The organism is Pseudoalteromonas sp. XMcav11-Q, from assembly GCF_040104525.1.
In the GTDB taxonomy this organism is placed as follows: Bacteria; Pseudomonadota; Gammaproteobacteria; order Enterobacterales; family Alteromonadaceae; genus Pseudoalteromonas.
Genome location: NZ_JBECOX010000018.1, coordinates 25988 through 45428, shown reverse-complemented (window position 1 = coordinate 45428; position 19441 = coordinate 25988). Strand labels below are relative to the sequence as shown.

Annotated in this window: 18 protein-coding genes; 15 read left to right on the top strand and 3 right to left on the bottom strand. The window is 43.5% G+C overall.

Features of this window, described 5'->3' with window-relative positions; genetic code table 11:
• The first annotated feature begins 1 nt into the window (after nucleotide 1).
• The gene (metL, locus tag ABMY45_RS21240) at nucleotides 2-2350 is read left to right on the top strand and encodes a bifunctional aspartate kinase/homoserine dehydrogenase II (RefSeq protein WP_174170533.1); all 2349 of its coding nucleotides are present in this window, start codon (nucleotides 2-4) and stop codon (nucleotides 2348-2350) included.
• A gap of 75 nt (nucleotides 2351-2425) precedes the next feature.
• Here the strand turns inward: metL and ABMY45_RS21235 are convergent, their stop codons facing one another.
• On the bottom strand, nucleotides 2426-4882 hold the full coding sequence (locus tag ABMY45_RS21235) for a PBP1A family penicillin-binding protein (RefSeq protein WP_227386793.1): 2457 nt from the start codon (nucleotides 4880-4882) through the stop codon (nucleotides 2426-2428).
• A 129-nt stretch (nucleotides 4883-5011) separates the two neighbouring features.
• On the opposite strand from ABMY45_RS21235, the gene ABMY45_RS21230 reads away from it, so the two are divergent.
• The 9 genes from ABMY45_RS21230 (at nucleotide 5012) to ABMY45_RS21190 (ending at nucleotide 13868) form a co-directional block, all read left to right on the top strand.
• Nucleotides 5012-6091 carry a pilus assembly protein PilM gene (locus ABMY45_RS21230; protein WP_010368913.1) on the top strand — a complete coding sequence of 360 codons (1080 nt, stop codon included), beginning with the start codon at nucleotides 5012-5014 and terminating at the stop codon, nucleotides 6089-6091.
• Nucleotides 6079-6651 carry a PilN domain-containing protein gene (locus ABMY45_RS21225; protein ID WP_010607058.1) on the top strand — a complete coding sequence of 191 codons (573 nt, stop codon included), beginning with the start codon at nucleotides 6079-6081 and terminating at the stop codon, nucleotides 6649-6651. The genes ABMY45_RS21230 and ABMY45_RS21225 overlap by 13 nt, the downstream gene beginning before the upstream one ends.
• Nucleotides 6652-6667: 16 nt before the next feature.
• Entirely contained in the window at nucleotides 6668-7273 is a 606-nt protein-coding gene (locus ABMY45_RS21220; protein WP_010607059.1) for a type 4a pilus biogenesis protein PilO, read from the top strand.
• The gene (locus ABMY45_RS21215) at nucleotides 7270-7812 is read left to right on the top strand and encodes a pilus assembly protein PilP (protein ID WP_227386794.1); all 543 of its coding nucleotides are present in this window, start codon (nucleotides 7270-7272) and stop codon (nucleotides 7810-7812) included. The genes ABMY45_RS21220 and ABMY45_RS21215 overlap by 4 nt, the downstream gene beginning before the upstream one ends.
• Nucleotides 7802-9868: a type IV pilus secretin PilQ family protein gene (locus tag ABMY45_RS21210; protein WP_227386795.1), complete on the top strand. Its 2067-nt coding sequence runs from the start codon at nucleotides 7802-7804 to the stop codon at nucleotides 9866-9868. Before ABMY45_RS21215 ends, ABMY45_RS21210 begins: the two co-directional genes overlap by 11 nt.
• 150 nt (nucleotides 9869-10018) lie before the next feature.
• Nucleotides 10019-10537, top strand: coding sequence for a shikimate kinase AroK (gene aroK / locus ABMY45_RS21205; RefSeq protein ID WP_010607062.1), 519 nt, complete (start codon nucleotides 10019-10021; stop codon nucleotides 10535-10537).
• A gap of 26 nt (nucleotides 10538-10563) precedes the next feature.
• Nucleotides 10564-11634: a 3-dehydroquinate synthase gene (aroB, locus tag ABMY45_RS21200; protein ID WP_211867167.1), complete on the top strand. Its 1071-nt coding sequence runs from the start codon at nucleotides 10564-10566 to the stop codon at nucleotides 11632-11634.
• Nucleotides 11635-12987 (top strand): AAA family ATPase, encoded by a 1353-nt coding sequence (locus ABMY45_RS21195; RefSeq protein WP_349289480.1) that lies wholly within the window; start codon nucleotides 11635-11637, stop codon nucleotides 12985-12987.
• 47 nt (nucleotides 12988-13034) lie between these two features.
• The gene (locus tag ABMY45_RS21190; RefSeq protein WP_010607065.1) at nucleotides 13035-13868 is read left to right on the top strand and encodes a Dam family site-specific DNA-(adenine-N6)-methyltransferase; all 834 of its coding nucleotides are present in this window, start codon (nucleotides 13035-13037) and stop codon (nucleotides 13866-13868) included.
• Between the two features lie 19 nt (nucleotides 13869-13887).
• Here ABMY45_RS21190 and ABMY45_RS21185 read toward each other — a convergent pair whose 3' ends face one another.
• The gene (locus ABMY45_RS21185) at nucleotides 13888-14082 is read right to left on the bottom strand and encodes a DUF2970 domain-containing protein (protein WP_010607066.1); all 195 of its coding nucleotides are present in this window, start codon (nucleotides 14080-14082) and stop codon (nucleotides 13888-13890) included.
• A 38-nt stretch (nucleotides 14083-14120) separates the two neighbouring features.
• On the bottom strand, nucleotides 14121-14423 hold the full coding sequence (locus ABMY45_RS21180) for a hypothetical protein (RefSeq protein ID WP_010607067.1): 303 nt from the start codon (nucleotides 14421-14423) through the stop codon (nucleotides 14121-14123).
• A 137-nt stretch (nucleotides 14424-14560) separates the two neighbouring features.
• Here ABMY45_RS21180 and rpe point away from each other — a divergent pair, with 137 nt between their 5' ends.
• The 5 genes from rpe to ABMY45_RS21155 all read left to right on the top strand — a co-directional run bounded on the left by rpe (nucleotide 14561) and on the right by ABMY45_RS21155 (nucleotide 19084).
• A complete protein-coding gene (gene rpe / locus ABMY45_RS21175; protein WP_174170537.1) occupies nucleotides 14561-15232 on the top strand; it encodes a ribulose-phosphate 3-epimerase in 672 nt (223 codons plus the stop codon).
• A complete protein-coding gene (locus ABMY45_RS21170; protein WP_227386796.1) occupies nucleotides 15232-15897 on the top strand; it encodes an HAD-IA family hydrolase in 666 nt (221 codons plus the stop codon). Before rpe ends, ABMY45_RS21170 begins: the two co-directional genes overlap by 1 nt.
• Before the next feature lie 25 nt (nucleotides 15898-15922).
• A complete protein-coding gene (gene trpS / locus ABMY45_RS21165) occupies nucleotides 15923-16927 on the top strand; it encodes a tryptophan--tRNA ligase (protein ID WP_010368888.1) in 1005 nt (334 codons plus the stop codon).
• Nucleotides 16928-17113: 186 nt separating this feature from the next.
• A complete protein-coding gene (locus ABMY45_RS21160) occupies nucleotides 17114-17695 on the top strand; it encodes an aminodeoxychorismate/anthranilate synthase component II (protein WP_010607069.1) in 582 nt (193 codons plus the stop codon).
• Nucleotides 17696-17908: 213 nt separating this feature from the next.
• Nucleotides 17909-19084, top strand: coding sequence for an HDOD domain-containing protein (locus ABMY45_RS21155; protein WP_349289479.1), 1176 nt, complete (start codon nucleotides 17909-17911; stop codon nucleotides 19082-19084).
• Nucleotides 19085-19441 lie beyond the last annotated feature (357 nt).

Sequence of the window (19441 nt, the reverse complement as noted above, 5' to 3'; positions counted from 1 at the left end):
AATGGCAAAAGTAGTACATAAGTTTGGTGGTTCGAGTTTAAGCTCGCCAGAGCGTTATCAGGCGGTTGCCAAGATAGTGTTAGAGCAATGTCAACTAGGTGACAGTGTTGTGGTTTCTGCTGCAGGAAAAACAACGAATACCCTAGTGAAGTTATGGCAAAGCTTTGAGCAGCAAGATGTTCGCGCATTCAACGATGTTTTATTACAAGTTGAAAATCATCAACGTGAATTAATTGATGCCCTGTTTGTAGGTGAACAACACAGTGTGTTACTCAAACAGCTTGTCAATGAGCTGCAAGCAATCGCTTTAGGACGAGAAGAACAGCATCTTCACTACGCGAGTTTACTTGCACATGGAGAGCTATGGTCGGCTCGTATATTAGCAAACTACCTAAGTTCTCAAGGTATCGAAGCCAAAGCTATCGACGCTCGTACGTTATTTGTACAACAAGAGGGGGTGTTACTACACGCCCATAACAAAGAAGCGTGCTATCGCGCAATTGATGATCACGCTATCTATATCGTTACCGGTTTTATTGCCGCAAATGCACAAGGTGAAACGGTGACTTTAGGCCGAAATGGCAGTGACTATAGCGCGACTTTGTTGGCAAGTTATCTTGATGCGGCTCAAGTATCAATTTGGACGGATACAACGGGTGTATTCAGCACTGATCCACGTAAAGTCGCCAATGCCATAAAATACACAAAGGTATGTCGTGGCCAAGCTGAATTACTCGCACGATTAGGTAATCCAGTACTACATGCAAAAACGCTGTCTCCACTTAAAGATACCGATATAAAACTGCAAGTTCGCAGCAGCTTTGACGCCGATGCACTTGGCACTGAGATAGTAAAGGCAGGCTATAGCAAAGAGAAGCGCTTTATTACCACTTTTGGACAACTTGACCTGTTACGCGTTGAGCAGCTAAAAAGTGGTGAAGTGAAACAGCTAAGCCAGCTTATTCAGCATAGCATTCATCATTTTGTTAAAGGTGGAGAGGCACACTTACTGGTGCCATCTGAGTTTAGCCATGTTGTGATTAAAGCGCTGGATTCGCGAGCCAATATTATTGAGTCGCAAGTACAAGGCTTTGCTATTGTTGCCCCAAGTCAGGATGTTGCTGGCTTACATCAGCAAGCTCTGGAATTATTGGATGAACATGCGATTGTCACCCGTTTTGTGCTGCAAGAGCGCCATTACAGCTTAGTGTTAACCGATCAAGCAATTGATAGCGATCTACTTGCTATATTGCACGAACGTTTGGTCAATAAAGGCAGAGAGCTTGCTGTGATTGTAGCTGGTGTTGGCAATGTGGGTGAAGTGTTTATCGAACAATGCAAAAACCAAGTCGCTAAGCTGAGTGAGCACTTTGATCTTAAGTTGGTTGGCTTACTGCGTTCTAAGCAAATGTTGTTCTGTCCAAGCGGGTTGAATTTAGCATCGTGGCAACAGCAATGGCAAAATGAGGCCATCGAATACAATGAAGCAGAGCTATTCACTCGTATTAAAGAGCTAGATTACGAGCATAAAGTGGTGGTCGATATTACTGCGAGCGAGCGTTTCAGCGAGTTGTATCCACAGTTTGTTGAACATGACTGCCATTTGATCAGCGCTAATAAATATGCCGGCACGGCACAACAAGGTTGGTACTCAAAGCTGCGTCAGCAGTTACAAGATCGTAACCTATTATGGCGTTACAATACCAGTGTTGGCGCAGGTCTTCCCATTAACTTTGCATTGGCTGATCTGCAAAATAGTGGCGATGAAGTGGTGAGAATTGAAGGCGTCTTTTCCGGCACTTTATCTTGGCTTTGTAGTCGCTATGATGGTTCTGAAGCATTTTCTGAGCTAGTGCTTGGGGCGCAAGAACTTGGTTTTACCGAGCCCGATCCGCGCGAAGATCTATCTGGCCGAGATATGCAGCGTAAGCTTTTGATCTTAGCACGAGAGTTAGGCATTGAGCTTGAGCTTGACGATATTGAATTAGAGGCGTTAATGCCAGAGTCCTTGAGTGTGGGTTCATGGCAAACGTTTTTAGAAAATCGCCAGCAACTCGATGACTTTTATGCGACACACTATGCAAAGGCCACAGCGAATGACGCTGCGCTTCGTTATACTGGTGCGCTTGAAATTGCAAGCAATGGCAAAGTGTCTGCAAAAGTAGGCATTGCACAGGTACCAAATGGCTCGGCAATCGCGAATTTAACACCGGGTGATAATATTTTTGTGATCCACACTAAATGGTATGAACAAAATCCGCTGGTGATCCAAGGCCCGGGGGCAGGTAAAGAAGTGACAGCAGCGGGAATACATTCCGATTTATTCTGGCTGACGCAAAATCTAAAATAACTCTTTTAAGAAAATAGATATAATACAACTGGTATAAGACAAAAATGCCGATACATCTGTATCGGCATTTCTATTTTAGAATAACTCTTCGTGAGTCGGTAGCGGCGCGGTATCGTCAAACGGTGTGCTGCTATCCGTATCCAATACGTACTTGGTTGGGGCTGTACCTTGCTCGAAATATTCAAACCGAGATGTGTAATCGTTCTTGCGAGACAAAAGCCCTGTCTTTAAGTCAATCCGAGTTGAAATAAGCCCTGGAGGCGGCTCTATCGGAGCCAAAGGCTCGTCTTTAAGCGCCTCACGCATAAAGTCTATCCAAGCAGGTTGTGCTGAAATCGCTCCGGCTTCTGCGCCAACAAGTTGATTATTACCAAGGTTAGCGTTGTAGGCCGCACGACCCAAGGATTTACTCGCATCGTCAAAGCCAACCCAGACTGTGGTGAGGACATTACGGTTAAAGCCCGTAAACCAAGTATCTACTGAGTCATTGGTGGTACCCGTTTTTCCAGCAAGGTCACGACGTTTTAACCATTGACCACGCCAGCCTGTGCCGCTCCAGCCCGTATCGTGTTTCCAACTACCACCACCCCAGATAGCACTGTGAAGCGCATCAGCAATCAGAAATGCGTTTTGCTCCGAAATCACTTGCGGTGCACAGCGCTCAGGTTGTTCTTCCATCTGCTGTTCGTCGCAGACCAATAGCGGCTCTGCAGAACCCAGCTCAGTGCCGAATGAGTCGGTAATTTTATCGATAAAATACGGCTCAATGAGGTGACCGCCGTTGGCAAAAGTGGCCATGCCGCGCGCCATTTCAATAGGAGTCAGTGCAGCACTACCAAGCGCCAATGACTCGCTGCGATTAATATCTGCGTCTTGAAAACCAAATTTAAGCAAATGATCAGCAGCCTTATTTATGCCAACGCCTTTGATCAAACGAACAGATACCACGTTTTTCGATTGTGCAAGCGCTCGGCGAATACGGATTGGGCCGTTATACACTTCAGGGCTATTTTTTGGACGCCAAGCCACGCCAACGCTTCTGTCCCAATGATTAATCGGGGCATCATTAAGAATGGTGGCTAGGGTATAGCCATTTTCTAATGCGGATGAATAAATAAAGGGTTTGATGTTTGAACCCACCTGACGCTTAGCTTGGGTAGCACGATTGTATTGGCTAAGCTCAAAGCTGTAGCCACCCACAATCGCCTTGACACGCCCATCCTGCGGGTCAAGTGAGACGAGGGCACTGGATGCCTGCGGCAACTGACTTAACATCCAACCGTCGTCTTGTTTACGGACAAACACTTGCATGCCTGGCGCGAGGATATCTGCGGTTGTTTTTGGTGGTAAGCTTTGACGCGTTTCACTGATGTATTGTCTGGCCCAACTTAAGCCTGACCATTCCAATGTAATTTGCTCACCGGTTTTTAAGAGCAGGTCGGCCGTTTTCTCTGCAATGCTTAGCACCACAGCGGCTTTTAACGGCCCAATTTCATTGACCTTTTTAAGGCGAGTAATAATGCCTTCATGGCTTAGCGGCGATTCCGTTTCAGCATGCCAATAGGTTTCTTCTGCGCCTCTAAAGCCGTGACGCATATCGTAGGCATGTAAATTATCAACTAATGCATGCTGAGCAGCCTGTTGCATGTCAGACTCCACACTGGTGTAAACTTTCATGCCTGAGTTATAAGCTTTATCAGTACCGTAGCGTTCGACCATATAGGCGCGAACCATTTCAGAGATGTAAGGTGCATAAAGCTCGATTTCGGCGCCATGGAATTTAGCCGTGATAGGAGCTTGTGTTGCCTCATCATATTCTGCTCGAGTAATATACTTTTCAGCAAGCATTCGTCCGAGCACAACATTCCGGCGCAATTGCGCGCGCTCTGGGTTACGAATTGGATTTAACGCAGAAGGCGCTTTTGGCAGGCCTGCAATCATTGCCATTTCTGCTAAAGTTAATTCTGATAGTGAGCGACCGTAGTAGACTTGCGCTGCAGCACCGATACCAAAGGCGCGATTGCCCAGTTCAATTTTGTTTAAGTAAAGCTCAAAAATTTCATCTTTCGTTAATAGTTGCTCAATATGCAACGCAATAAAGATTTCTTTCACTTTACGAATATAGGCTTTCTCTCTTGTTAAGAAGAAGTTTCTGGCAAGTTGCATGGTGAGCGTACTGGCTCCCTGCTTTTTTTGCCCTGTGGTGATAAGCACTAAAGCGGAGCGGACGATACCTATCGGATCAATACCGAAATGATCGTAAAAACGGTTATCTTCTGTCGCTAAGAATGCCTTGCGCATGGGGAGTGGAACATCCTGCAAACGTACAGGGATCCTGCGCTTTTCACCAAATTGATTGATGAGTTTTCCGTCTCGTGTAAAGACTTGCATGGGTGTTTGTAGTTGAACATCTTTCAAAACCTCTACACTTGGTATGTCAGATTTGACATAATAATAAAGACTGATAAGTGTCAACACGCCTAAAAGGGTACAAACAAAAACGAATTGTAAAAATCTTTTCAATAATTTCACGGAATTATCCCTAGTTAGACTCCCAATTACAGGTAGACACTGCTAGTATATCTTGATTAAAAAACGATTAATATTTTTGTGTGCTAAATTTTTATGGTACACAGTCTTAAAAGGAAACGGGCGCTTCACATGCTGAGCCAACTACTAAAAAAACAAGCACCTCTGATGATAGGGATCGATATTGGCTCCCATTGTGTCAAAGCGGTGTTGCTGTCGAAGACAAGTTCCAGCTACCGAGTAGAAGCCGTTGCGATTGAACCTATTCCGAAAGGAGCAGTAAATGAAAGGGCCATTCAAGACATTGAAGCGATCGGCAACGCGATAACTAAAATGAAGCGGCGCATTCCAAAGCTCACGCAATATGCAGCAGTTGCCGTATCCGGTCAGACCGTGATTACAAAAGTGATCTTTATGGATGTGTCATTAACTGATGCTGAACTCGAGTCTCAGATAGCAATAGAAGCAGATAGCCTGATCCCTTACCCGTTAGATGAAGTTAGTCTAGATTTTGAAAAAATTGGAGTAAACGAAGCCGATCCGTCAAAAATGAATGTGCTGCTCTCTGCGGCTCGTACCGAAAGCGTGCAAGCACGGGTTGGCGCATTGGAAGAAGCGGGTTTCAAAGCGAAAGTTGTTGATGTAGAAAACTACGCACTAAGTAGAGCCATGGATGTCATTTACCCTGAACTGCCAAATGATGCCTTTGATAAAATCGTAGCAATGATAGATATTGGCGCAGTGCTTACGCTGATTAGCGTTATTCAATCTGGGAAAACGATTTACACTCGTGACCAAGTGTTTGGTGGTGAGCAATATACCAACAGCATTGTTGCTTATTACAACAAAACCTACGATGAAGCAGAACTGGCGAAAACGACGGGGGATTTACCTCCAAACTATACCTTTGAAGTCTTGGCTCCTTTCCAAACTTCTATGCTGCAGCAAATTCGTCGAGCAGTGCAAATGTTTATGACGACCAGTGGTAAAGATCATATCGATTACATCGTGTTGACGGGTGGAACGGCTTTAGTGGATGGCTTAGATAAACTGCTCATTGATGAGCTTGGGATCCACACAATAGTGGCAGACCCGTTTACTGATATGGAGATTGCACCAAAAGTAGATAGGCATGTGCTGCAAAAGCATAAAGCGCAATTCGCCTTAGCGACAGGCTTGGCATTAAGGAGCTTCTCATCATGCCACATATAAATTTGCTTCCTTGGCGCGAGCAGCAAAGGCAAGCGTCGCAACAAATCTTTCTGACTATCATTGCGGTGATCATCGCGGCTTGTCTGTTGTTAATGTACATGCTTGGCAGCTTCTATGACGGCTTAAAAACCGGGCAAGAAATTAAAAACCGCTATCTCGAAAGCGAGATCACTCAACTAGATTCACGGATAGTTGCGATTAACGACCTGAATAAGCAAAAAGAAAATTTACAGCGCCGTATTCGGCTTATTGAGGAGTTGCAACTCAACCGCAGTCTCGGCACGCAAATTATCGATGAAATAGCGCGAGTGGTTCCGGCTGGGGTTTATCTCACCAGTCTTGAGCGACAAGACAATATGATCAAAGTCATTGGTCGGAGTGAATCAAACAACCGCTTATCGCAAATGCTACGACAAGTTGAATCATCATATTTAATAGAGCGGCCGGTGATCCAAGGCATAGTAGCCGGTGAGCAAAGTTCAAAATTACTGAGTGATTTTACGATGCACTTTTATATTAAGTCTCATGACGACATCCACTTAGCCGATAAAGCGAAATAGGGCGGAGGCACAGTGCATGAATTTTGACTTAAACAGTTTAAAAGAAATAGATTGGAATGAGCTGGAGCTCGATAATATTGGTCATTGGCCATTTCCTGTAAAAGTTTTATGCTCCGTTCTGGTGGTTTTACTAATGATGGTATTGGGTTATAACCTGATGGTCTCAAGTTCCATTGACCGCTACGACCAAGCGGTTAAAAAAGAGCAAGAGCTGAGAACGAGCTACCGGATTAAATACGCAAGAGCAAACAATCTAGAGCTATATAAACAGCAAATGATTGATATGGAAGCGCAATTCACTGAGCTGTTGAGACGACTGCCAAGCTCCAACGAAACGCCTGGACTACTTGATGATCTGACTTACGTTGGTACCTCAAGCGGATTAACCTTCCTAAAAATTGGCTGGATGCCAGAGGTACGTAAAGAGTTTTATACCGAATTGCCTATTAAGCTAGAAGTGATAGGTAAGTATCATGAATTTGGTCAGTTTGTGAGTAAGGTATCTGAATTACCTCGTATAGTCAGCCTACATGATTTTAGAATCGAAAATGCAGGAAATGGCGAGCTGGTATTTAGTGTTGTGGCAAAAACTTATCGTTATGAGCAAGGAGGTCAGAAATGATCCGACTGATGCTCTGCGTGACCTCGTTGATGTTCATCTCGGGTTGTAATGATAGTACTGCAGAACAAAAAGAATTTATTGATCAGGTAAAAGCAAGCTCAACACCAAAAATCGAGCCTATACCTGAAATGCAAAATTATGAGCCATTTAAGTATAGCGCTTCAGAATTGCGTAGCCCTTTTGTTGCGCCCCAGCCTGAAGTGATTGAAAATAAACTAGTTCAAATTAAAAACTGTTTACACCCAGATCCAGATAGAGATCGCTATCCATTGGAGAAATTTCCGTTGGATAATCTACGTATGAAAGGCATTATTGCCAAGTCTGATGGTCGTTGGGCGCTAATCGAAGCGGCGACGCAAGGCTTGTATCGTGTAAAGCGTGGTGAATATATGGGCCTGTATCATGGCAAAGTGCTGAGTGTACATGCCGATCATTTAGAATTATTAGAATTGATCCCAGATGGAACGGGATGTTGGAAAGAAAGGCTAACAAAAATGGAAATGTTAGAAGCGGAACAAGGTGGCACGAGTGAATACTAACAATAACGTTATAAAATCAACCATTAAAAGCACTCGAACATTATGGCGTTCTGTGCTCGGTGTTGCCTTAGTTGGCCTTTCGTCAATTACGCATGCCATTCCTATGTTGTATGACATTCGCTATAACCCCGTTCCGACAGGGGAAACTCAGCTACAACTGGTGTTTGATGAAAAACTCAATACAGAGCCAAAAGTTCGTGTTGTCGGCGAAAGCACCAGTATTGAATTGTTTTTCCAGCAGGCTGAGTTTGAAGAAAGCTTAAAAGCTTTGAGTATTGATAAAGCTGGTATTCAAGGCATTACCAGTGAACTCAGAGATGGTGGTTTTGCCGTTTCCATCAACATGGATGAGCTGAAGCTATATAAAACCGAGGTTAAGAATAACCTTGTGATAGTGGAAGTGTCTAATAAACCGATTGTCTCTGAACAAGATCAAAGTCAAAAAGTCACTGCGTTTATCAACCAAATTCAAGCTATCGATTTTCGTCGCGGTGAGAAAGGTGAAGCTAAAGTACTTGCGTTTCTTGAGCACAACCAAGCGGCCATCGATGTACAAGAGCGCGGTGGTAAAATCATTGCGGACTTCCACCATATCGATATTGCAGAAGACCTGCTATACGAACTCGATGTGTTAGATTTTGGCACTGTGGTATCTCGCATAGAAACCTTTAAAGAAGACAATAAAAGCCGCATTGTGATTGAGCCAAATGCGGCATTCAAGTTTACCTATCAACAGCTTGATAACATCTTTACCTTATCAGTTGAAAAAGACGAAGGTAATAAAACCTTTGGCGATAAAAAAGAATATAAAGGTCAGCCGATCACGTTGAATTTTCAGGATATTCCAATTCGCTCCGTACTACAGATCATCGCCGATACAAACAACTTTAACCTAGTAACGAGTGACACCGTATCTGGCAATATAACCTTGCGTTTAGATGGTGTACCTTGGGATCAAGCGCTTGATGTTGTGTTACGTGTGAAAGGGCTAGATAAGCGTATGGATGGCTCTATTTTGATGGTCGCGCCATCTGAAGAGCTCGCTGCTAGAGAAGCCAAGGAATTACAAGCGCGTCAGCAAGTAGAAGAGCTGGAACCATTATATAGCGAGTATATTCAACTTAATTACGCGAAAGCGGAAGAGTTTGCTGACTTACTCAAAACCGATATCAACTCTATTATTAGTCATCGTGGTAGTGTATCGGTTGATAAACGTACCAATACTTTATTAATTAAAGACACCTCACGCAGTATTGAAAGTGTACGTCGGATGGTTGAAACCTTAGATGTGCCGGTAAAACAGGTGCGTATAGAGTCACGCATGGTTACTGTAGATGACACAGTACAAGAAGACTTAGGTGTCCGCTGGGGCTTTAGCGATCAGCAAGGCAGTGATGCCATCTCTGGTACGCTAGACGGTGCGAATGCGCTATCCAATGGCAATATTCCGTCTTTGGAAAACCGCTTAAACGTTAATTTAGGCGTAAAAGGAGTCCCTGCTGGCAGTATTGGTATGCACATTGCGAAATTAGCTGATGGCACTTTGATAGATCTTGAGTTGTCTGCACTGGAGCAAGAAAATAAAGGTGAGATAATCGCGACGCCAAGCATCACGACAGCTAACCAGAAAAAGGCGCGTATCGAGCAAGGTACAGAGATTCCTTACGTAGAGGCATCATCAAGTGGTGCAACGACGGTGAGCTTCAAAAAAGCGGTTTTAAGCTTGGAGGTGACACCGCAAATCACACCTGATAATAAAATAATTCTCGACTTAGTGATTACACAAGACACTAAAGGTGATACCGTGCAAACGCCAAATGGCCCGGCGACGGCAATCAATACCCAAGAGATCCAAACACAAGTACTGGTCGAAAATGGTCAAACTATCGTACTGGGTGGTATCTATCAGCAAGAAGTGAAAACGGCAGTAAGTAAGATCCCAATTTTGGGCGATATCCCATATTTAGGTCTATTGTTTAAGAACTCTCGTGATATTAATGAAAAGCGAGAATTGCTGATATTTGTGACGCCTAAGATCATTCAAGACAGTTTATAGGCCCGTTGACAGTAAAAGTATTGCGCTTTTTGCGTGGTTTGACTTGAAATTGTTCACGGATTACTGAGATAATCCCCTCCTTAATTTTGGGGCCAGGTCGTTAGGCGGGGTTTTATTTCAAATTTTAGAGTTCGTTTGTACTAAAAAGATATGGCTGAGAAACGTAATATATTTCTAGTAGGCCCGATGGGGGCTGGTAAAAGCACGATTGGTCGTCACATTGCAGATCAATTACACCTTGAATTTTTCGATTCGGATCAGGAAATTGAGCGCCGCACAGGTGCCGATATTTCTTGGGTGTTCGATATCGAGGGCGAAGAGGGGTTCCGCAAGCGTGAAGAAAGCGTCATCTCTGACCTAACAGAAATGCAAGGCATTGTGTTAGCGACAGGTGGTGGCTCTGTGATCAGCAAAGAAGTGCGCAACAAGTTGTCTGCGCGCGGTATTGTTGTTTACCTAGAAACGCCGATCGAAAAACAGGTAGCTCGTACTCAGCGTGATAAGCGTCGTCCATTACTACAAACCAGTGAAGACTCACGTGACGTACTAGAGCGCTTAGCTGATGAGCGTGAACCACTATATAGAGAAGTGGCAGATCACGTTGTTCGCACGGATGAGCAAAGCGCTAAAGTAGTTGCAAACCAAATTATTGAAAAATTAGATTTCTAATATAACAACACCGTAGGAGGGACGCCATGCTTGAATTAAAGGTTGATTTAAACGAGCGGAGCTATCCCATCTTTATCGGTGAACATCTCTTATCTGATGAAGGACGACTTAAGCAGTATGTTGGGCAAAGTCGTCCTGTTATCATCACCAACACCACCATAGCACCTTTATATTTAGACAATCTTTTAGCGATATTTGACGCTCAAAAACCGCTACATTTTGTTATCCCTGATGGTGAACAATACAAATCGCTAGAATGGTTTGAAAAGATTTCTGCCTTTTTGCTCGAGCATAATTGTGGTCGTGATACGTGTTTGATTGCCCTCGGTGGCGGTGTGGTTGGCGATTTGACTGGTTTTGTTGCGGCATGCTACCAGCGTGGTGTTCCGTTTATTCAAATCCCTACGACTTTGCTGTCACAAGTAGATTCATCGGTTGGTGGTAAAACAGCGGTAAATCATCCGCTAGGTAAAAACATGATTGGTGCTTTCTATCAGCCAAAAGCGGTTTTTATCGACACCAAGACCTTAAGTACATTGCCTGCAAGAGAGTTTGCTGCGGGTATGGCTGAAGTCATTAAATATGCGTTGATCTATGACGCATCTTTTCTTGATACATTAACGGATCAGCATCCTCAGCTCAGCGCACTAGATGCTGAAAGCCTTCAACAAGTTATTTATAAGTGTTGTGCGATAAAAGCCGAGATCGTCGCCAAAGACGAAACCGAAGCGGGATTGCGTGCATTACTTAATCTGGGTCACACCTTTGGCCATGCGATTGAAGCGCAAATGGGCTATGGTAATTGGTTGCATGGTGAAGCCGTTGCTGCCGGTATGATGATAGCTGCAAATTTGGCTTGTCAGCGCGGCGCGCTTAGTACTACTGATGTTGAAAAGATCCGTCGTGTTATTGCGCTTTATCAATTACCGACAGAAGCGCCAAGCGAGATGACCGCAGCGCAGTTTTTACAACATATGCGCAAAGACAAAAAGAACAAACAAGGCAAAATTCGCTTTATTCTTCCTACGCAACTAGGCCAATGTGCGCTAGTGGATGATGTTAGCGATGAAACCGTGGTAACTCTAATAGGTCGTTAAATGCAGTCGCAAATTTTACCAAGCAGAGCTGCATTGGTAGATAGAATTGCTATGCAATTCGACTATGGCCAAAACCTGATAACCTTAGTTGGCTCTTCAGGTCTTGGTAAAAGCTACCTTGCGGAATCGTTTCTTACTGATAAATACCCAGACTTTAACAAAGCGTTTGTAAAGCTGACTGCCAATACTCAAGAGTTTGATGTGGTACGGCAGCTGCTTGAGCATAGCTTTCGCAGTCCTCTCATTGATCAGAAGTTATCTCTAAGTGAAAACTTCATGTTGCTCCATGATGAACAAGCCTGTGGGCCATGTTTATGGGTGTTAGACAACGTCAGGCATTTAACCCAAGAGCTTGCGGAACAACTACAAAAGCTCGCAAAATCTTCTCGCGAAACAATTTACATACTCGCTACGGCGCAGCAGCCTCAGCTGATCCCTGAAAGTCTGGATATTCATATCGAGCCTTTATCCGTGCTCGAGAGTAAGCGCTTGATGAGCATGTTTTACAAAGACTTACCGCCTGACGAAGATCCTATTTTTAATACGTTTGTTGCTGAAGCTCGAGGTAATCCGAGTGTTTTACTTTCTTGGCAGCCACAGCAGCAGAGTCTAAATTTACGCGAACAAAGCTCCAAAGTAGGTAGCAAATCACAATGGCAATGGTATGTCATTGCGCTTTGTTTGGTATTAACAGCGTTGATGGTTGCTTTAGTGTATAAGCAAGAATTAAAACGATACTGGACACCGACTCAAGGTGATGAAGAAACAGTAGCCACCGCTATTGATGCGCAAGAGGTATTTGAGGCGCCAAATACCAAAGTTGAAATTGAAAACGATGTGCAACCAGAGTTGCCAACCGAAGCGCCAACGCAAGTCGAAACTGCGCCTGTTGGCAGTATTTTATCTGCACTAACCGAAACAAAAGAAGATACGACAAACAACAATAACGCACTATCAGAGCAAGCGGTTACACCTGAAAAAGCCGATGTTGATAGTACTCCTGCCACTTTATCGCCAGTAACAGAGCTTCAGCAAGCGGAGCCTGAACTATTGACGGGAAACCCTTGGTATCTCAGTCGCTCAGATGGTGAATGGGTGATCCAGTTACTTGCAGTGACAGAAAGTGAGATTGCAGCTGGGTTTATGGCGGAGCATAACGAGGTAGTGACACAGCAGTTTACTGTTTTAAGAAATGGCCGAACTTGGTTTGTAGTTACTACTGATGCTTACCAGAGTTTGGCATCAGCGAAGCAAGCAAAGGCAGTATTGCCAGAAGCGCTACAAAAAGGTCAGCCATTTTTTAAGAGAATGAGTAAAATTAAACAAGAAATTACTCAGTCTCTCGGTAATTAGCCACATTTAGTGTAAAATCGCGCAACCACTCACGACATAGAACGAGCATGCAACAAAAGACTAGAGCCTTCTTAAAATGGGCAGGCGGAAAATACAGCTTAGTAGAAGATATTTCTAAGCGCCTACAAGCAGCAAGTAATGAAGCCGACACGCTAGTAGAACCTTTTGTTGGAGCGGGATCTGTTTTCCTTAACACTCAGTTTAAGCATTATGTCTTAAATGACATTAACGCTGATCTTATCAACCTGTATAAAGAGTTGAAGCGTATTCCTGATGAATTTATCAGTGACGCTAAAAGGCTATTCGTCGAGCTGAATAACCATCCAGATGCGTATTACGCGTATCGACAACAGTTTAACGAAAGCATTGATGTGTATGAGCGTGCGATTCTATTTCTATATATGAACCGCCATGGCTACAATGGTTTATGTCGTTATAACCTCAAGGGGATCTTTAACGTCCCTTTTGGTAAATACAAAAAGCCTTACTTTCCAGAGCGCGAGTTATATGTGTTTGCTGAAAAAGCCCAACAGGCTACTTTCACCTGTCAAAGTTACAGCCAAGTATTTGAAACCATGCCGAAGAATGCGGTAGTGTATTGCGATCCACCGTATGTACCTTTGAGCAAAACAGCATCATTTACTAGCTATGCAAAAGGCGGCTTTAACTTAGACGACCAAGCGCAATTGGCGAATCTTGCGGAAACCGCGGCTTTTGAAAAACAAACGCCAGTGTTAATCTCCAATCATGACACGGTATGGACACGAAAGATTTATAATCAAGCGAAGCTAGATGTGATCAAGGTGAAACGTACAATTAGCCCTAAAGGTAATGGGCGGAATAAAGTTGACGAACTAATGGCGCTATATCACCGTTCGTAATTTGCTGCGGCATAAAGGACTAAGCCAAAACCACACCATTCACAAACCAAATTAAGCCAATGACAAAGGCGGCGACAAAAACGATGCCCGCAAAAGCAAACGGCCAAAAATGCTTTTTGTTAAAGTCATATGCTTGTTTTTGACCGCTCTGCACACCAAACATTGCCGCACAGACACTTTGAATTAACGCGAATTTACTATTGGAAGAAGCCATAGTGTTTACCTCTTACCAGTTGATTGGCTCAACTGGTATTAGTAAGGAGATGAAACTTTACTACTGCTTTGATTGTCTTTAGAGCCAAGTAATAACTCAAGCAAATCCAAATAATGGAATTGGCCACTCGAACTACCGCCAGTCAACCACGCTGCCCAACTGGTGTGCGCTTCTTGCTGACATTCCACTGCATTTATTCGACTGCTTAAATTGCCAGTGCTACAAGCGCATGCGGAGTAATTTGCGGCAAGACTTTCATCATTGTCGAAAGAAAATACCCCTGCCGACACGGCTAATACCGTCCCAAGCAGAGCAATCCGTGCTTTATATCTAGAAACCATAACCCTATCCCCAGAAGTTAAATATCACATAATGATACACAATGTTCGTTTATTGCACAATCATAAAGCGCCTTAAATCGCAGACATTTTGGGCAATTTACGGTACAGTATCGCGGTCTTACGTTTAGGGGAAAAGTATGTCTGATTTTTTAATTGCACCATCCATTCTATCCGCAGATTTTGCGAGGTTAGGCGAAGATGTTGAAAAGGTACTGGCAGCAGGTGCCGACGTGGTTCATTTCGATGTAATGGATAATCACTATGTGCCAAATTTAACTTTTGGTCCAATGATTTGTGACGCATTAAGAAATTACGGAATTACTGCTCCTATCGACGTACATTTGATGATAAAGCCTGTAGATAGTCTAATTCCCGAGTTTGCTAAAGCCGGGGCGAGCATTATTACATTTCACCCAGAGGCCAGCGAGCATATAGACAGAAGCCTTGCGCTGATTAAAGAGTCAGGTTGTAAAGCTGGCTTGGTATTTAATCCGGGCACACCGCTGCATTATCTTGATCATGTGATGGATAAAATTGATCAAATCCTCTTGATGTCAGTAAACCCGGGCTTTGGTGGCCAAAGTTTTATCCCACATACACTTGAGAAATTAAAAGAAGCGAGAGCACGCATTGACGCTTCCGGTCGCGATATTCGTCTTGAAGTGGATGGGGGAATTAAGGTGGACAACATTGCTGAGGTTGCAGCGGCCGGTGCAGACATGTTTGTTGCAGGTTCCGCTATCTTTAATCAACCCGATTACAAAGCGGTAATAGACGCCATGCGTCAAGAATTAGCAAAGGTAAAATAATGCGTTTTGAGGGTATTTTATTTGATCTCGATGGCACGTTAGTTGATAGCGTCGAGGATATGTACATGGCGCTCAATTTAACGCTGTCTGAGCTTGCTCACCCAATTGTTAGTCATACTCTGGTGCGTGAATGGGTAGGTAACGGCATCGATATGTTAGTAAAAAGAGGCCTAAGCGGTAGCCATGAAGTTAGCGAAGACTTATCCGAAAGTTTAGCGCACACCGCCATTGAACGTTTTAAAGTGCATTATGACGAATTAGTTGGTCAGTATGCGGGTTTGTATCCGCATGTTGAGACAGGGCTATTTGCATTTGCCACAGTGCCAAAAGCCGTCGTGACAAATAAAAATCGTGCATTTACGCTAAAACTGCTGGATAAATTAAATCTCACTTCGCATTTTGATTGTATCGTCTGTGGTGATGACACTGACAAAAAGCCGTCACCAGCTCCGCTATTGCTGGCAGCCGAGCGTCTTGGTGTATCAGCGGATAAGCTTATTATGGTTGGGGATTCTAAAAGCGATATTTTGGCCGCTCAGGGCGCTAAGATACCTGTGATTGCGCTAAATTATGGGTATAATCAAGGATTCGATTTGAAAGAGTTCAATCCACAGTACCTTTGTGATGGATTCTTAGATATTATTCCCATTATCAATCAACGTTAATTCAATGAAGAAATAAAGGAACGACATGAGTAAACCTGTAGTATTAAGTGGTATTCAGCCAACCGGTGGTATGACAATAGGCAATTACGTAGGTGCCATTAACCAGTGGCTTAAACTACAAAACGATCATGATTGTTACTTTATGTTGGTTGACTTGCATGCCATTACGGTTCGCCAAGAGCCACAGCAACTACGCGATCGCGTATTAGACGGCGTAGCACTATATACTGCTTGCGGCATCGACCCAGATAAATCGTCACTATTTGTACAATCACAGGTTCCTGAGCATGCTCAACTAGGTTGGGTGCTGAACTGTTATGCACAGATGGGTGAGTTAAACCGCATGACGCAGTTTAAAGATAAGTCAGCAAAGCACGCCAATAACGTAAACGTTGGCTTATTCGCCTATCCAGTATTGCAAGCTGCGGATATTTTATTGTATCAAGCGGATCAAGTACCGGTTGGTGAAGACCAAAAGCAACACCTTGAGTTGACCCGCGATATCGCAACGCGCTTTAACAACTTGTACGGCGATGTCTTTAAGATCCCAGAACCTTATATTCCAGAGTTTGGCGCTCGTGTTATGAGCTTGCAAGACCCAAGCAAAAAGATGTCAAAATCAGACGAAAACCCAAATGGTTTTGTGATGCTGTTGGACGAACCTAAGAAGATAGAGAAAAAGCTGAAAAAAGCGGTAACGGATTCAGATGAGCAAGCACGCATTTACTTTGATCGTGTTGAAAAGCCAGGAGTATCCAACTTACTGACTCTACTAAGTGTTGCAACTAAACGCTCAATTGAAGAGTTAGTGCCAGAGTACGAAGACAAAATGTACGGTCATTTAAAGAAAGACACTGCCGATGCGGTAGTGAATATGCTGGAGCCTATTCAAGCGCGCTTTAAAGAAATCCGTGAAGATCAAACTCTGCTGGACGAAATCATGAAAAAAGGCGCGGAAAAAGCAAGTATTCGTGCCGAAAAAACACTGAAAGCTGTGTATGACGCCGTCGGTTTTATTCCTCGCGGTTAATAAAACACAATGAAAAGACACCATTTATGGTGTCTTTTTGTATTACAAGGGTCTACAGACCCTTGGTTTAAAGCAGATACTAGATATAAGAAAATCCTCCTGTTGAGTTCGTGATAAAATAGATTTATAACGAACATCTTTACCCCAGTGGCGAATAGGCCGCTTGGTTCTTTTAGTGGTACCTACATGCTGTTGATGATTGATAACTATGATTCCTTTACCTACAACTTAGTGCAGTATTTTCAGCGCTTAGATGTGGATGTGCTGGTAAAGCGAAATGATGAAATCAGCACCTCACAAATCAAGCAGCTTAATCCCAAATATGTTGTGCTATCTCCTGGCCCTTGCAGTCCTGATGAAGCGGGGATCTCGCTTGAAGTCGTAAAACGTCTACAGGGACAAATCCCTATTCTCGGCATTTGCCTTGGTCATCAAACTATTGCACAAGCTTTAGGTGGCAAAGTCATTCGCGCAAAACAAGTGATGCATGGGAAAACGTCTCAAGTGCACCATAACAATATAGGCGTATTTCAAGGCCTGCCATCACCATACGAAGTATGCCGCTACCACTCTTTGGTTGTTGAGCAAAGTAGCTTACCAAAGTCTCTAGCCGTAACGGCTTGGACACAGACACAAGAGGGTGAGCGTGATGAAATTATGGGACTCTTGGCATCCGATAGAGCACTTGAAGGTGTGCAATTTCACCCAGAAGCTATCCTCACTGAACACGGCTTAGCATTACTTGATAACTTTATAAAACGCTTCTAAAGTTTAAACAAAACCAACAGGATTTCGCCTAGGTGTTATACATCCATATTCGCTGCGTTTTTGTTGGTTAGACTAGTTTTTGATACGTAACTTTTTGATTCTATTGTGCGCAATATCAAATCATAATATTGCTTTTACTGGTATAATGTTAATCAGTAAGACGATTCTGTTGAGTGCTTAACTCAGTGTTTTTCCTTTAGATAAGTAGCATGCATGACGCAAGAAAATAAGCAAATTAGAATGGCACAAGCGCTATCCGAGCGTGCCCATGACCTTCTTATCAGCCTCAACTTTGCGCAAAAGCAAATAGGCTATATCCATACATTTGATATTAGCTATGGGGAGAATATCGCACAGCGCACTATGCTAGAGGTGGAAATTGCAGCGGCTGCAAAACGCCAAGAAAGCAGCACAAGCCATCACAAATATATTGCCAAAGCGAGTAAGCATCTACATTCAGTTATCGAAGAAGCTATCACAAAGCAACTGCATGACCTTGATAATATCTATCATGAAGTCATTGGCATTCAAGACTCCGTTCCTGCAATTTTAGACATTCTTGCCGTGCGCTCAGCTTCAGTTGGGCGTTTAGAACCTTTGGTTAATGACTTAAGTTGGTTGGGTCGTGAGCTGGTTTCGCTAGTCAACTTGCCACAGTATCGCAAAAAAAACAGTAAAGGCACGTCCATTAAGGTCGACACGCCGGCATTAGCATTAAGGTATTTAGGCCTTGAGAACTTGCAAATGGTGATCCCGACAATGGCGGTAAGACACTGGATGCCGCATGCTACAGAACCATTTGGCTTAATGAAGCGTAAATTACGCGAGCTGAGCATGAGCACGGCCATTGCGGCAAAAGAGCTGGCACCATTTTTTGGGGTAAAAGAACAGCATGCGTTTACTTTAGGCATGTTACTAGAACTTGGGAAAGTGGCCTTGATCCGTCTTTATTTACGCACCTTCGAAAAGGTGTGGCAAGCCAAGGTACAAATAGCACGAGACAAAAAGCAAAAAGACCTACACACCGCATTAATGGAGTTATCTCCTGATCCGTTATTTTTACGTAACTTGTTGATAGAACATTCAGCAGAGATTTCACGTAAGCTAATTGAAAAAATGGAGTTACGTTATTTGCCCTTTAATGCCGTCATGGAAGAGTATGCGCAAACTTATCTACCAAATGCGCATAAAAACATTGCCGACCCATTACCTCTGACACAAGTGATGCAAAAAGCCTATGGCTACGCACAACTGCTTGTTTTAAAAGATAGCCAGTTAATTGAAGACGACGAAGCCGAGATTTTGCTCGATCATTTAGAACTTACCGAGGAAATGCGTCAGCAATTGGCAAAATGTGCGTTCCATAACCTGCAGTTGACGATTTTGTAAAAAAAATTGAAATTTTTTTTGCGACTATTCATTCAAAACCTAATCTTAAATGATCTGTGCAAGGCTGCACGGCGCTTGCTTTGCCCTAAATATCTGCCCTAGATAGTTATTCACTTGAGTTGAGAATATATGTTAAACCCTTGAATACTAAGGGCTGAGAACGTGGTATAAGTGAGACAAATGGCGCTTTTTCTGGAATAATGAGCGTATGAATTTTGTGCCATCAAGGGGCGGGTCAAAATACATAGCACCGAATTGGTGTGAATAAATATCCTATCAAGTGGCGGCAACGCGCCGACCTCCAAAAGGAAATGACTCCTTGTTTGCACTTTCACTCACCAAATATGAGGAAATAAA